Annotated in this window: 10 protein-coding genes and 1 pseudogene; 8 read left to right on the forward strand and 3 right to left on the reverse strand. The window is 71.6% G+C overall.

The genetic code is table 11. The features are described from left to right. Positions 1-561 precede the first annotated feature (561 nt). A complete protein-coding gene (locus ACIBK3_RS27595; protein WP_399369790.1) occupies positions 562-909 on the reverse strand; it encodes a hypothetical protein in 348 nt (115 codons plus the stop codon). 298 nt (positions 910-1,207) lie between these two features. Here ACIBK3_RS27595 and ACIBK3_RS27600 point away from each other — a divergent pair, with 298 nt between their 5' ends. Further along, entirely contained in the window at positions 1,208-1,858 is a 651-nt protein-coding gene (locus ACIBK3_RS27600) for a hypothetical protein (protein WP_399369792.1), read from the forward strand. A gap of 231 nt (positions 1,859-2,089) precedes the next feature. Here ACIBK3_RS27600 and ACIBK3_RS27605 read toward each other — a convergent pair. Then, positions 2,090-2,518, reverse strand: a pseudogene (locus ACIBK3_RS27605) (hypothetical protein); the annotation flags it as partial. 433 nt (positions 2,519-2,951) lie between these two features. On the opposite strand from ACIBK3_RS27605, the gene ACIBK3_RS27610 reads away from it, so the two are divergent. The 4 genes from ACIBK3_RS27610 (at position 2,952) to ACIBK3_RS27625 (ending at position 9,270) form a co-directional block, all read left to right on the forward strand. Next, positions 2,952-4,070, forward strand: a complete 1,119-nt coding sequence (locus tag ACIBK3_RS27610) for a PEP/pyruvate-binding domain-containing protein (RefSeq protein ID WP_399369794.1) — start codon at positions 2,952-2,954, stop codon at positions 4,068-4,070. A gap of 12 nt (positions 4,071-4,082) precedes the next feature. Next, positions 4,083-5,900, forward strand: a complete 1,818-nt coding sequence (locus ACIBK3_RS27615) for a PEP-utilizing enzyme (protein ID WP_399369796.1) — start codon at positions 4,083-4,085, stop codon at positions 5,898-5,900. 144 nt (positions 5,901-6,044) lie between these two features. Beyond that, positions 6,045-6,764, forward strand: coding sequence for an HD domain-containing protein (locus ACIBK3_RS27620; protein WP_399369798.1), 720 nt, complete (start codon positions 6,045-6,047; stop codon positions 6,762-6,764). 49 nt (positions 6,765-6,813) lie between these two features. Continuing rightward, positions 6,814-9,270 (forward strand): SpoIIE family protein phosphatase, encoded by a 2,457-nt coding sequence (locus tag ACIBK3_RS27625; protein WP_399369800.1) that lies wholly within the window; start codon positions 6,814-6,816, stop codon positions 9,268-9,270. Between the two features lie 79 nt (positions 9,271-9,349). Here the strand turns inward: ACIBK3_RS27625 and ACIBK3_RS27630 are convergent, their stop codons facing one another. Further along, positions 9,350-9,760, reverse strand: coding sequence for a VOC family protein (locus tag ACIBK3_RS27630; RefSeq protein ID WP_399369802.1), 411 nt, complete (start codon positions 9,758-9,760; stop codon positions 9,350-9,352). 198 nt (positions 9,761-9,958) lie between these two features. Here ACIBK3_RS27630 and ACIBK3_RS27635 point away from each other — a divergent pair, with 198 nt between their 5' ends. Genes ACIBK3_RS27635 through ACIBK3_RS27645 form a run of 3 tightly spaced genes read left to right on the forward strand, consistent with a single transcriptional unit; the run spans position 9,959 to position 14,135 of the window. Further along, a complete protein-coding gene (locus tag ACIBK3_RS27635) occupies positions 9,959-11,317 on the forward strand; it encodes a salicylate synthase (protein WP_399369804.1) in 1,359 nt (452 codons plus the stop codon). Then, positions 11,314-12,432 carry a ketoacyl-ACP synthase III family protein gene (locus tag ACIBK3_RS27640; protein ID WP_399369807.1) on the forward strand — a complete coding sequence of 373 codons (1,119 nt, stop codon included), beginning with the start codon at positions 11,314-11,316 and terminating at the stop codon, positions 12,430-12,432. Before ACIBK3_RS27635 ends, ACIBK3_RS27640 begins: the two co-directional genes overlap by 4 nt. Continuing rightward, positions 12,429-14,135: a (2,3-dihydroxybenzoyl)adenylate synthase gene (locus ACIBK3_RS27645; protein WP_399369809.1), complete on the forward strand. Its 1,707-nt coding sequence runs from the start codon at positions 12,429-12,431 to the stop codon at positions 14,133-14,135. Before ACIBK3_RS27640 ends, ACIBK3_RS27645 begins: the two co-directional genes overlap by 4 nt. The last annotated feature ends 75 nt before the right edge of the window (positions 14,136-14,210 follow it).

Here is a 14,210-nt window from a genome sequence, read left to right on the forward strand (position 1 = left end):
TTTATACGGCTGACCTGCGAGGACGTGCCCCGGCGGAGACCGGAACCTCCTCGCCCGGATCCCCAACTGGCAGGATCAGTCCGTAACAGCGCGGCAACCGGACGTCACCAGGGCAGTTCACCGGCTCAGGGCTCGGCGGAACACGGCACGGCATCGCACGCTGAAGCCCGGCCTGCGCCGGAGCGACGGGACGACGCCACCGGCCCTCCCGGCCGAGCCGGAGAGATCCGCTGAGACCCGGCACCTGTCCCCGATCCACGCCCGCCCGGATCGGACCTGAGCGTCCGCACTGTCCGGCACCGGTCCCCACGAGGGGAGGGACCGGCGCCGGACCACCCCCCAGCTGCCCGTGATCCATCCCGGACTCATTCCCGTACCGCCCCCCGACAACGCATCAGACCCGGCCCCTGTTTCCGCACGCCGGGCCTGACATGTGTTTTCGGCCGTCGATACGCGAAACGCGAACCGCCGTCGCGCCGCAGTCTGGAGCCGCCCTCCAAGGCCGCCGTCTGATAGCGCCCACTGAAGCCGCCCTCTGAAGCCGCCCTCTGAAGTCGCCCTCTAAAGCCGCAGCAACCGCTGGGTGATCTCCCGGTACTGCCGCAGCGCGAGGCGAAGTTCCGTGGACTGCGTCTCGGGATCCCGGTCCTGCCAGCCCTCACGCAGCAGCCGCCGCTGTTCGGCGAGGGCGGCCACCAGCAGGGCGGCGGCGTCGTCGAAGGCCCCCTCGGCCTCCTCCAGCGCCTCGCGCGGGGTGTCGGCGAAGGCGTTGAGTGCCTGCCCGAGACGATGGACGATCTTGTCCCGGTCACCCGACGGAAACAGCGCCTCCGGTCCGGGAGCCCGCCGCTCGTCCCGCCCCGAGGCCTTGCCCGCGGGCTGCTGGGCGCGTGTCTGGTCGTACATCATCAAGTGCCGCTTTCCTGTACGTCATGGACGTCATGCCGGACGCTGACTGGCGGCATGGCTCTGAGCCGTACCGCCAGTCAACGTCCGCCACGGCCGTGTGTCAACGCGCGCCCCGGCCGTGGACGCGCCCCGCCCGCAGGACGCGTCGGGCCGTCCGCCGGACGGCCGGCGACAACGGGCCGGCGCTCGGCGTGCTCGCCATCCCGCCGACCCGAGGCGTCAGTCCAGACAGTGGTCTCCAAGGGCCAGGTGAAGCGCACCGTCCACACCGTGACCGAATCCGCCTAGGCTCCCCGGCATGGCGAAGCGCAAGGTACAGCGGCGGGCCCGGAAGATTCTGGGCGAGGACCCCGTGGCCATGGTCTGGTGCGAGATCGGCAAGCCGATTCCCGCGCCTCCCAAGGAGGTTCATCGGGCGGCGGGCAAAGGACGGCTGAAACCGGGGCATCCCTGGCTGCTGTACGTCGGCGGTGTCGTGTTCTTCTTCGTCCTGGTACCGATGGTGCTGATCGGCAAGCTCGGCGACATGCTGGGCGGGACTTCATCCGGAGAGGGCACCACCCGCCGCGCGGTCAGGAGCGACGGCCGCCCGGGCGACGATCCGGCCGGCGGTGTCTTCGACGGCGACTGGCACCTGACCGCGGGCCAGTTGCTGCTGCGCTGGTACGGCCACTCGCCCGATCCCAAGCGCCTGGTGATGCTGGCCCGCGACCGCGTCTGCCTTGCCGCGTCCCCGCGCCGCACACTGTCGCCCACCACAGCCGACGACTTCCGGGCCGTCGCGGAGTTCTCCCTCGACGAGGCCCGTGTCGAAGCCGAGGCGGGCCAGCCTCGCGGGTTCGCCACCTTCAGGCTCCGCTTCGCCGACGGTTCCTGGCTGGAACTCGGCCGACTCGCGGAGCCGGAGGACGCGGATCACTTCCTGCGTACGGTCAGCACCCTGACCTGACCTGACCTGACCTGACCTGACCTGACTTGGCCTCGCCTGACCTGCTCCGCCGGTCCGCATGCACCGGCGGCGTTCAGGTCACCGGTGCGGATCCTTGACGCTCTCCTGCGCGCACGCAGTCCCGTCCACCGGTAACGCCCCAACGGTGAACGACGCTTTCTGTCCCCTCTTCTGTCCCCTCGCGGTCATCGTGCGGCCCGTCAGGGGCACATCCATCTCCCGCGCGGAGCCGGCAGCGGTCCGCCGGGCCCGCCCGTGCAGGGTCAGGTAGAAGGTCTGGAGGGACTCCTCGGGGCCGCCCGACTCCAAGCGGTTCCGCACCTTTCCGAGGGGGTTCCACACCCTCCCGTCCGGCATGCGCACACCGACCGGCTGCCCGAAGTAGTCACGCTGGTCAGCGTCGAAGTCCACCCAGACCGCACCCGCACGGCGCACCAGCACCTCACCCACGTACGCACTGAGCCCGAACAACGTGCCCCGCAAGTGCCCCCGCTCCGCACCGCCCTTGCGCAGACCGTCGACCATGAAGTCGACGATGCGCAGGCTGGCCACCGAGTAGTCCAACGGCAGCCGGTTGCGAACGGTGACGCGAGCGACGAACGCCGCCGCGTACGATCGCATCTCGTCCGCGTGCGGCGTGTGCTCGTCCGCTCTGTCCATGGGACCCCACCCCTTCAGTCGGCTTGGGGAGCGCCAACCGGTTCCCCCACTGGTCAAGCGCATGCCAAGTCAGGGCCAACACGGGTCAGGGGCATGCCGAATGTCACACGGCAATCTCACGCGCGCAGTACAACCTTCTCGCCCCACGTACACCGGCGACGTCCGCCCGGGCCCGCGGGAGGACACGGCCGGGAACCCCGCCGACGTACGCGGAGGAACTCCGTCGTGCGGCAGGTTGCCGCGCGGGGCCGGACGGACCCGTGGCCCGGTCGCTGACCGCCGCACACGCCGGGCGGCACGACCCGCGCGGTCGCCTGGTGCGGACGGGCGACGGGCGCCCTAGGCTGGCCTTCAGGGGCCGTGCCTGCGGGGAGGATGTACGGCCGATGCCGCCGGCCACGCCGTGAAGTCCGCGGCAGTGGGGTAAGAGGCCATGAGCTCTCCGTACATCGTCGCGTTCGACAGTCCCGCCGAGTCCGGGCGGGGCAGGCTCGGTGGCAAGTGCGCCGCGCTGCTCGCGATGACCCGGGCAGGCGCTCCGGTGCCGCCCGGATTCACGGTGACCACCGATGCCTTCGAGGCGCTGCTCGACGGTGGAGGGTTGCGCCGGGCCGTCGACGCCGCCTTGTCCGGGCCGGCCGCCGATCCGGCCGCGGTGGCCGCGCGCGGCGCCGAGATCCGCCGCCTGGTGGGCGAGGGCCCCGTGCCCCCTTCGGTCGCGTCGGCGGTGACGGCGGCGTACGAGGAACTCTGCCGGACCGTCGGCTGCCCGGATGCCGCGGTGGCCGTCCGGTCGAGCGCCGAGGTGGAGGACTCGCCCGAGGCGAGCTGGGCCGGGCAGCACGACACGTTCCTGTGGATCCGGGGCGGCGATGCCGTCCTCGACGCCGTCCGACGCTGCTGGGCGAGCCTGTGGACCGACCGCGCGATCATCTACCGCGCGGCCCAGGGACTGCCGCAGAGGGGACTGCGTATGGCGGTCGGGGTGCAGCAGATGGTCGATGCCCGTACCTCCGGTGCCGCCGTGACCGTCAACCCGGCCGACGGCGACCTTTCGAAGATCGTGGTGGAGGCGATCTGGGGACTGGGGCAACTCATGGTGTCCGGCCAGGTGACCCCGGACGCCCATCTGGTGGACAAGGTACTGCTCACCACGGTCCGGACCACCGTGTCGCCGAAGCACCAGGAGCTGGTCCCCGCCCCCGACGGGCACGGGCTCGTACGGCGGGCGGTCGAGGAGGACCGTCGACAGGTCCCCTGCCTGGCTCCGCCGGAGGTCGTCGAGATCGCCCGTCTGGCCAAGACCGCCGAGCGGCACTACGGCTTCCCACAGGACATCGAGTGGGCCATCGACCGCCACCGGCGTGCCTCCGCGGGCACCGGCGCGACCGCGATGCTGCTCCAGACGCGGCCCGAGACGCTCTGGAGCCGTCGGCTGAGGACGCCTGCCCGGACCAGCCAGGGCGCGGGCGTCTCCAGCATCGTCGACACCATGCTCGGCCCGGAAGCCCGCCGACGTGACCTGCCGAACGGATCTTCCCGCCAGCGATGAGGGGACCACCCCATGACAGCGACGTCGCGCACGGCGTTCCCGAGCCCCTACGAGATGACAGCCCCTGCCGGAGCGGAGGGCTGGGAACGGCTGTACCCGTACTACATGCTCTTCCAGCCCTGGCGGCGCGCGGCCGAGGAGGGGCGGTTCTGGTTCCGGGACAGCCAGCACTGGCCCACTGTCGTGAAGCCTTTCGAGACGATCGTCACCGAGCTCGCGTTCAAGGGCCTGGGCCATTTCAACACCCGGCACTTCGTCGTGCCGCCCGCGTACGGCGTCGCGTTCCGCGTCCACCAGGGCTACGTCTACCTGAGCCCGGTGACCGCGCCGGAAAGCCGGATACCCGCCCGCGCGTCGCAGTTCCTGGAACGCGCCGGGTATTACTACGCGAACTGGGACAGGCTCCTGGAGAACTGGAAGGGCAAGGTCCTCGACACCATCCGTGAACTGGAGTCGATCAGCTTCAGCGAGCCGCCGGAATTCCAGCCGTACGAGGACGTCGAAGCGGGGACCGGCCTGGGCGCCGGCGATGCCCTGCTCGGCGGGTACGACCGGCTCCTCGCCCTGTTGCACCGCGCCTGGCAGTACCACTTCGAGTTCCTCAACCTCGGCTACGCGGCCTACCTGGACTTCTTCCACTTCTGCAAGCAATGGTTCCCGGACATCCCGGACCAGGGAATCGCGGCGATGGTGTCGGGCGTGGACATGGAGCTGTTCCGTCCTGACGACGAGCTCAGGAAACTGGCCAGGCTCGCTGTCGCACTGGGCGTCGACAGGACACTGACCGTGCCCGACCCCGGGGAGCGCACCCTGGCCGCCCTCGGCCGCGAGCCGGGCGGCCGCGACTGGCTCGACGCCTGGCACGCCGCCCGCGACCCCTGGTTCAACTTCACCTCGGGCAACGGCCTCTACAGCGGCGACCGGTACTGGAGGGACACCCCCTCGCTTCCCCTGGGATACATCCGCGACTACATCCTGCGCCTGCGGCGGGACGAGGTCATCGACCGGCGCCTGGCCGAGCTCGTCGCCGAGCGCGAGCGGATCACCGCTGAGTACGCCGCACTGCTCGACTCCACGGCACGCGCGGACTTCGAGGCGAAACTGGGCCTGGTCCGCCAGGTCTACCCGTACGTGGAGAACCACAACTTCTACATCGAGCACTGGACGATGGGCGTCTTCTGGCGCAAGGCCAGGGAACTGTCCGCCCTGCTGCACCGGGCGGGGTTCTGGCCCGGCGCGGACGACATGTTCTACCTCACGCGTGACGAAGTCCGGGCCGCGCTGTTCGACTACGTGTCCGGGTGGGCGATCGGAGACCGGCCGGCCGGCCCCGGCCACTGGCCACCGGAGGTGGAACGGCGGCACCGGATCGTGGCCACGCTCGCACAGCAGCACCCGGAACCGGCGCTGAACGAGCCTCCGCGGGCCGTCACCGAGCCGTTCAGCGTCATGCTGTGGGGCGTCACCAGCGAGCGGATCCGGTCCTGGCTGGCAGCCCCGGACGACCTGGGCGACCTGACCGGCATGGCCGCCTCGCCGGGCGTCGCCGAGGGCACGGCCCGTGTGATCCGCGGCCCCGACGAACTGGATCTCATCCAGGAGGGGGACATCCTCGTCGCGCCGGTGACCGCGCCGAGCTGGGCCCCGATCTTCGGCAAGATCCGCGCGACCGTCACCGACATCGGGGGGGTCATGTCCCACGCCGCGATCGTCTGCCGCGAGTACAGCCTGCCCGCCGTCACCGGGACGGGATCGGCGTCCACCCGCATCAGGAACGGCCAGCGGATCCACGTGGACGGCACGTCCGGGACCGTCACCCTGCTCGACTGACGGGCCGGACCGGCACCTTGCTGGATTGACGGGCCGGACCGGCACCTTTCTCGACTGACGGCCCGGGAGCGTCACCTTTCTCGACTGACAGGCCCGGACCGTCACCCCTTCTCGACCGACAGGCTGCGTTCGACAGGAGACGCCATGACTTCCGACCGGGCGGCCCGCGAGCCGCTGCCAGTGCTTCCGCTCGACGCGTCGGAGATCCCCCCGGGTGACACGCTTGCCCTCCCCACGCCGTTGACCGGCGTCCGGAGGGAAATATGGGACCGCGCCCTTCCCTACCTCGACGTGCGTGACAACGACGCCCATTCGCTGTACGCCTACGCGCTGGCGACCGCGCTGCTGAACGCCCTGCCGGAGGCGCGGGCGGAGGCGCCGGAGGAGATCGTGCTGCCCGCCGTCCTCCTGCACGACACCGGCTGGAAGATGGTCGATCCCGCGGACATCCTGCCCGCCATCGCCCGCCGGTCCGGCCCTGCCGCGCACGAGACGACACGCAGGCACGAGACCGAGGGCGCCGCCGTCGCCGCCCGCATCCTCGCCGACGTCGGCTACCCGGCGCGGGACACCGAGCGGATCGTCGCCATCATCGACGGGCACGACACCCGCAGGGAGGCCCTCGGCCTGGACGACGCCATGGTGAAGGACGCCGACAAGCTGTGGCGACTGACCCCGCACGGCCTGCGCACCATCGGCGCGTGGTTCGCCCTCGACCGGGATCAGACACTGCGGTTCGTGGCGGCACGCACCTACGACCGGCTTCTGACCGAACCGGCCCGTGCCATCGGTGCCGCACTCGCGGCGGTGGCCCGCACCGACCTCGGCGACCAGCGACGCGGCCGGAGCGCCCCCACGCCGTGAACGGCACATCAGGTTGATTATGGACATATCCGACGTCAGTCTTGACGGCATGGACGTCTATCCACCGCTCGGAGTGGTCGTGACCGACCGGCAGGGCCTGGTCATCGGGTGGACGCCCGGAGCGGAACGCCTGCTCGGATACACCAGCGCCGAGGCCCGCGGCCGGTCCGCGACGGAACTGCTGGACGCCCCCGTACTCGCTGCCGAGGAGCCGAACCGGGGTGAAGGGGCCGCCGGGCACGGTGAGCGGCACCCGGGTCTCGGCGTACGCCACAAGGACGGGCGCCGGCTGGCCATGGCCGTCTCCCGCCACCCCCTCGCCCCCGGGACGGACGGCATCGCAGGGCCCGGCACCGTCCTGCTCTTCGGCCCGCCGTCCGGGCCGGCGGCGGAGCGACTGCGGCAGTCGCTGTCCGGCTGGGTGCTGCGGGACTCACCGCTGGCCCTGACGGTGTACGACACCGATCTGCGCTGCGTGTGGCAGAGCGCCGTGACGCACCGCCTCAGCGGCCTGCCGGACGAGGCCCGGCGCGGACGCCGGCTGACGGAGGTCCTGGGCGACCCCGACGCGGTGGAGTGGGAGGAGCGGATGCGGCTGGCCATGGCCACGGGGGAGGAGCAGGTCGCCGAGCTCAAGGGCACGATCCTGAACGAACCCGGATCCCGCGTCTTCAGCGTCTCGGCGACGCCGCTGCGGGACGCGGACGGTCGTACGCTCGGGGTCTGCGCCCTCGTCGGCGATGTGACCGAGAGGAGTCGTGCCCGCGAGCGGCTCTCCCTGCTGAACGACGCGAGCCTGCGCGTCGGCAGCACCCTCGACATCGCACAGACCGCGCGGGAACTCACCGAGGTGTCCGTACCCAGGTTCGCCGACCAGGCTCGCGTGGACCTGCTGGAGGTCATCCTCAGAGGCGACGAACCCGCTCCGGGGCCGCTGGCCGGGCCTGTGCGGCTGCGGCGCATCGCGGAACTGACGCTGTTCGAGGGGGTCACCACGGCACAGCGCACCGCCGGCGAAGCGGACGTCTACCTCGCCGACTCGCCGGCCGCCCTGTGCCTGGCCACAGGCCGGTCCTCGCTGTACCGGACCAACGCGGCCCCGCCGATCCGCAGCTATATCGACCAGACCCCCGAGCGGCAGGCGAAGGTCCGACGGTACGGCACGCACTCATGGATCCTCGTACCGGTGAAAGCCAGGGGCACGACCCTCGGCGTGGTGTGGTTCACCCGCATCCGGGAGACTCCCGAGAGCTTCGACGCGGACGACCTCCCCCTCGCCGAGGACCTGGTGGCGAGGGCGGCGGTCTGTCTGGACAATGCCCGGCGCTTCGCCCGCGAACGCGTCGCGGCTCTCGCTCTGCAGCGCAGTCTGCTCCCGCAGCGGATGCCGGAACCCTCGGCGGTGGAAGCCGCCTCCCGCTACCTCCCCGCCGAACAGCGTTACGGCGTGGGCGGCGACTGGTTCGACGTGATCGAGCTCTCCGGAGCCAGGGTCGCGCTGGTGGTCGGCGACGTGGTCGGGCACGGCATCCACGCGGCCGCCACGATGGGCCGGCTGCGCACCGCCGTACGCACCCTCGCCGATGTCGACGCCGCTCCCGACGAGCTGCTCACCCGCCTCGACGACCTGGTCGTCCGCTTGTCGGCGGAGTCCGGTGCCGACGCGGGGCCGCCGGGGGCGGAGCTCTCCGGGGACATCGGAGCCACCTGCCTGTACGCGGTGTACGACCCGGTCTCCAGGCGCTGCTCCATGGCGCTCGCCGGCCACCCGCCACCCGCCGTCGTGGACCCGGACGGCACCGCCAGATTCCTGGACGTCCCCGTGGGACCGCCGCTCGGACTGGGCGGGCTGCCGTTCGAACCGGTGGACGTCACCCTCCCGGAGGGCAGCCTGCTCGCCCTCTACACCGACGGCTTGATCCATTCCCGCCACCGTGACGTAGGGGAGGGCCTCGACGCTCTGCGGGAGGCGCTGGCCGCGTCGGAGGACTCCCTGGACGCCTTGTGCGACCACGTCGTACGCACGCTGCTGCCCGACGGCCCCTCCGACGATGCCGCCCTGCTGGTGGTGCGGCCCCGGGCCCTGGACGGGCACAGGGTCGCCGTGTGGGACGTGGAGGCCGACGCCGCCGCCGTGGCGCGGATACGGTCGGACGCCGTCGGGCGCCTTGACGAGTGGGGACTGGGAGAGGCCGCGTTCGTGACCGAACTGGTGGTCAGTGAACTGGTCACGAACGCCATCCGGTACGGTGACCCGCCGATCCAGCTGCGGCTGATCCACGACCGCGCGCTGATCTGCGAGGTCTCCGACTCCAGCAGCACCGCACCCCATCTGCGGCGGGCCCGAGTGTTCGACGAGGGCGGTCGGGGGTTGTTGCTGGTCGCCCAGCTCACGGAGCGCTGGGGCACCCGTCAGGCGGCAGCGGGCAAAACGATCTGGTGCGAGCAGCCCCTGACTCCGGCCGACGGCCCGCTCCTCTCCCCGCGCGGAACCGCCACCACCTGACTGCTCGCCGGCCTGCGAGGAGAAGTCCCCCGAACCCGGGCCCCGGCCCCGTACCTGCCGGTGCCGACGTGCACGCCGGTCAGCGCGTTGTGGTGGAGAGGATGTCGAGGTAGTGGCGGTTCTGCATGATGCCGAGGGTGTTGCCGAAGGGGTCCACGACCGAGGCGGCGATGAAGCCCTCGCCGAATTCGCGGATCGGTTCGTGGGGTGTCGCGCCCAGGGACAGCAGGCGGTCCAGGGTGGTCCGGATGTCGTCCACGTGCCAGTAGATCACCGGGCCGCCCGCGATGGTCCCGTCGCCGTGCGCACCCAGGGTTCCCGCGTACTTGCTGTCCAGCAGGCCCAACTCGTGCTCGTAGTCGCCGATGCGGAACTCGGCGTAGCCGGGGCGTTCGAAGTAGGGCTCGATGCCGAGAAGTTCGGTGTACCAGCGCTTCGCGGACTCCAGGTCGGTGGTGTGGAAGCGGACCGTCGTGAGACCTCGCAGCATCTCCTGCTCCTCATGTGGGGGGCGGTGGGTTCTCTGAAAGTAGCCCTCGAATAGGTCAGTTTCCGTCCTAGATCCCGCGCCCTCTTCTTGTTCGGTTTGGCAGTTCGAGAAGGAAGGGTGATCGGCTCGGCGGCGACCCGGGGCTGTTACCTCCGTAACCTCATGGAAGGTAACAGTCTCACGGGAGGGACCACTCAGATGATCGCCCTTGCCTCGCGCCACTACTACGAGACCCAACTGCCGCTCAGCGAAGACCCCTTGCTCATCGCGGCGCGGCTCGCCGACTCCGGGCTGCACGAGTCGTACGTCCTCTACGAGAACGGGGGGAGCTGGGCCTACGCGGGCGGCGTGCGGGCCGAGCTGACCCTCGACCGCGACGGGGCCCGGCTTCGCCAGGACGGGGTGCCCGACGTCGAGCTGCCCTGGGGTGAGCAGCCGCTGCGGCTCGTCTCCGAGCTGCTCACCCAGGTCGAGGTGCCGTACTGGCGCGCCTACGGCTGGGCCGCCTTCGAGTTGTCGTACGCCAAGGACGGCGACCGCCGGCACCTCGGTGACCAGCGGCTGATGCAGCTCATCGTGCCGCGCGCCGAGGTCCGCTTCGGCGAGGGACACGCCCTCCTGCGCGCCGCCGATCAGGCCACGCTCGACGCTCTCGTCAACACCGTCATCGACCAGGCGCCTGCCGGTGGTGGGCAGCCTCGGGCCCTCGACGTCCACGTCACCGACGGCACCCACTACCGGGCCGCCGTCCAGCACGCCGTCGACGACATCAACGCCGGTGAGCTGCACAAGGTGATCCTGTCCCGCGTTGTCGAGGTGCCGGGGCGGACCGATCTGACCGCCACGTACGTCGCCGGACGGCGCGGCAACAACCCCGCCCGCTCCTTCATGCTCGACCTCGGCGGCACCGAGGCCATCGGCTTCAGCCCCGAGATCGTCGTCCAGGTCTCCGAGGACGGGCACGTCGTGAGCCAGCCGCTGGCCGGCACCCGTGCCCTCACCGAGGACGCCCTGGTCAACGAGAGCCTGCGCGCCGACCTCTTCGGCTCCCCGAAGGAGGTCTACGAGCACGCCATCTCGGTCAAGGTCGGCGCGGACGAACTGGTCGACGTGTGCGTCGAGGGGTCCGTGGAGGTGCCCGAGTTCATGACCGTGAGGGAGCGGGGCAGCGTGCAGCACCTCGCCTCCCGCGTTGCCGGGAGGCTCGCCCCGGGGCGGAACGCCTGGGACGCCTTCGCCGCCGTCTTCCCCGCCGTCACCGCCTCCGGTGTGCCCAAGGCCGCCGCCTACGACTCCATCCGGCGGTACGAGACCGAGGCGCGCGGGCTGTACAGCGGCGCCGTCCTCACCGTCGACCACTCCGGCGCCATGGACGCGGCCCTCGTGCTGCGCAGCGCCTACCGCCAGGGAGAACGCACCTGGCTGCGCGCCGGGGCCGGCATCGTCGGGCACTCCACGCCCGAGCGGGAGTTCGAGGAGACGTGCGAGAAGCTCGACAGCGTCGCCCGGTTCCTGGTCCCGGCGGCGGACGACCCTCGCGACGGGGACCTGCGATGAGGGTCGCCGACAAGGACATATGGCTGGCGGGTGTCGGCAGCTGGCTTCCGGACGCCGTCAGTACCGAGGAGGCTGTGGCCCACGGCTGGTACGACGCCGCCGACCGGGACACCTCCGGCATGCGGGCCGTTCGGGTCGCCGGTGAGCTGCCCGCCCCCGACATGGCCGTACGCGCCGCGCGTGCCGCCCTGCGCCGCAGCGCCGCCACCGGGCTCACCCCGGACGACTTCGGGGCACTGCTGCACTGCGCCACCTACCACCAAGGGCCCGACGGCTGGTCCGCGCCGCACTACGTGCTGCGGCACACCCTCGACCGTCCGATCGGCGCCGCCCAGATCGGGCCCGGCTGTCTCGGCATGCTCACCGCACTGGAGTTGGCGGCACATCGGCTGGCCGCCGATCCCTCCCGGGACGCCGTGCTCGTCACCGCCGGCGACAACTTCTCCGCCCCCGTCGTGGACCGCTGGAACTCCTCCAAGCTGTTCCTCCTCGCGGACGGCGGTGCGGCCGCCGCCGTGTCCCGGCGCGGCGGGTTCGCCCGGCTCTTGTCCATCGGCTCGGCCTCCGCACCCGTGCTGGAGGAGTTGCACCGCGCCGGCGAACAGCTCTTTCCGCCCGGCATCACTGTCGGCCGCTCGCTCAACTTCGAGGAGCGCAACGCCCATCTGCGCCGGCAGTGGGAACAGGGGACGGCCGCGCCGACCGTGCACTTCGGCGAGGTGGTCGCCGACACCGTCGACCGCGTCCTCGACGAGGCCGGCACCAGCCTGGAGAAGGTGGCCCGCGTCTGCCACACCGGGTACGCCAAGGGAGCGCTGCACAGCATCTACCTCGCCCCGCTGGACATCGAACCCTCCCTCGGCACCTGGGAGTTCAGCCGGGACATCGGCCACGTCGGCGCCGCCGACCCCTTCATCGCCCTGGAGCACCTGTGGACCCGGGGCGACGTCACACCGGGCGACCGCGTGCTGCTCCTCGCGGCCGGGCCCGGCATGGAGGTCGCCTGCGCGGTCGTGGAGATCACCGGTGAGTACGCGGACGACCAAACGGACGACCAAACGGACGACCAAACGGTCGCCCGGACGAACGACATGGTCAAGGAGGACGACCGATGATGCTCGACGGCTGCACGCCCTGGCCCGCCGAGACCGCCGAGCGCTACCGCCGTGCCGGGCTGTGGCGCGGCATCGACCTCGGCTCTCTGCCCCGCGCATGGGCCGACGCGTACGGCGCCGCCACGGCCCTCGTCGCCGGCCCGGAGCGCGTCAGCTACGACGAACTGGCCGACCGGGTCGACCGCAGGGCCGCCGGGTTCGTCCGCGAGGGGGTGCGACCGGGCGACCGGATCGTGCTCCAGCTGCCCAACGTCGCACAGTTCGTGGAGGTGGCCTTCGCCCTGTTCCGGGCCGGCGCCAAGCCGGTGTTCTCGCTCACCTCGCACCGCGCCCAGGAGGTGCGGCACCTGTGCGAGCTGTCGGGAGCGTCCGGGTATGTGGTTCCCGGTCTCTTCCGCGGCTTCGACCACACCGCCCTCGGGCGGCAGCTCGCAGCCGGACTCCCCGCGCTGCGGCGGGTGTTCGTCATGGACGGCACCGGCGGCACTGGCGCCGCCGACGGCCTTGTCGTACCCCTGGAGCAGGTCGACGCCGAGCCGGTGCCGTTGCCGGCCAACGACCCGTCCGACGTGGCCTTCTTCCTGCTGTCGGGTGGTACGACCGCGCTGCCGAAGCTCATTCCGCGGACCCACGACGACTACGCGTACCAGACCCGCACGGTGGCCGGGCAGTCGGGACTCGGGCCCGGTTCGGTCTATCTCGCCGCGCTGCCGGTGGAGTTCAACTTCGCCTGGGGCTGTCCCGGAGTCGTCGGCACGCTGTCGTCCGGCGGGACCGTCGTGCTCGCGCCCGATCCCACCGCCGACGACTGCTTCCGGCTGATCGAGGCCGAGCGCGTCACCCTGACCTCGGTGGTGCCGACCGTGGCCCGGCTCTGGTTGGAGGAGCGCCAGTGGTCCGACACGGACCTGTCCAGCCTCCGGGTCCTGCAGATCGGCGGAGCCCGGCTCGAACCGGAGCTGGCCGCGCGGATCGAGCCGGAACTCGGGTGCCGGCTGCAGCAGGTGTTCGGCATGGCCGAGGGGCTGCTCACCATGACTCGGCCGGACGACGATCCGCACGACGTACTGCACACGCAGGGACGGCAGGTGTCGGAGGCGGACGAGGTGCTGATCGTCGACCCGTCGACCGGTGCCCCGGTTCCGGTCGGTGGGACCGGGGAACTGCTGACCCGCGGGCCGTACACCCTGCGCGGCTACTACCGGGCTCCCGAGCACAACGCACGGGCCTTCACGGAAGACGGGTTCTACCGCACCGGCGACCTGGCGAGCATCACCCCCGGGGGGCGGCTCGTGGTCCAGGGGCGGATCAAGGACGTCGTCATCCGGGGCGGGGACAAGATCGCCGCCGGGGAGGTGGAGGCGCATCTCGTCACCGTTCCGGGTATCGCCGCGGCGGCCGTCGTACCGGTGCCCGACGAGTTCCTCGGGGAGCGGATCTACGCGTTCCTCGTCAGCCGGGCCGAGGAGGAGGCGCCGCCGCTCAGCGCGCTCAAGGCCGCGCTGCAGGAGAAGGGGCTGGCCGACTTCAAGCTGCCGGACCGCGCCGAGTATGTGGCGGACCTGCCGCTCACACCGCTCGGGAAGGTCGACAAGAAGGTCCTGTCAGCGGCCGCCGCCGACCCGGAGTACTCCCGCGACTGGGGGCAGGCCCGGCTCATCCCGGCTGCCGCGGCCGCCCCTGTTCCGGCACCGACGAGGTGACGCCCCTCCGACACCGACGAGGCGACAGGCCCGCCCCGGCGCCGCCGGCACCGCCCGCATCGACACCCACGAGGT

The organism is Streptomyces sp. NPDC050287 (assembly GCF_044459385.1).
Classification (GTDB): Bacteria; Actinomycetota; Actinomycetes; order Streptomycetales; family Streptomycetaceae; genus Streptomyces.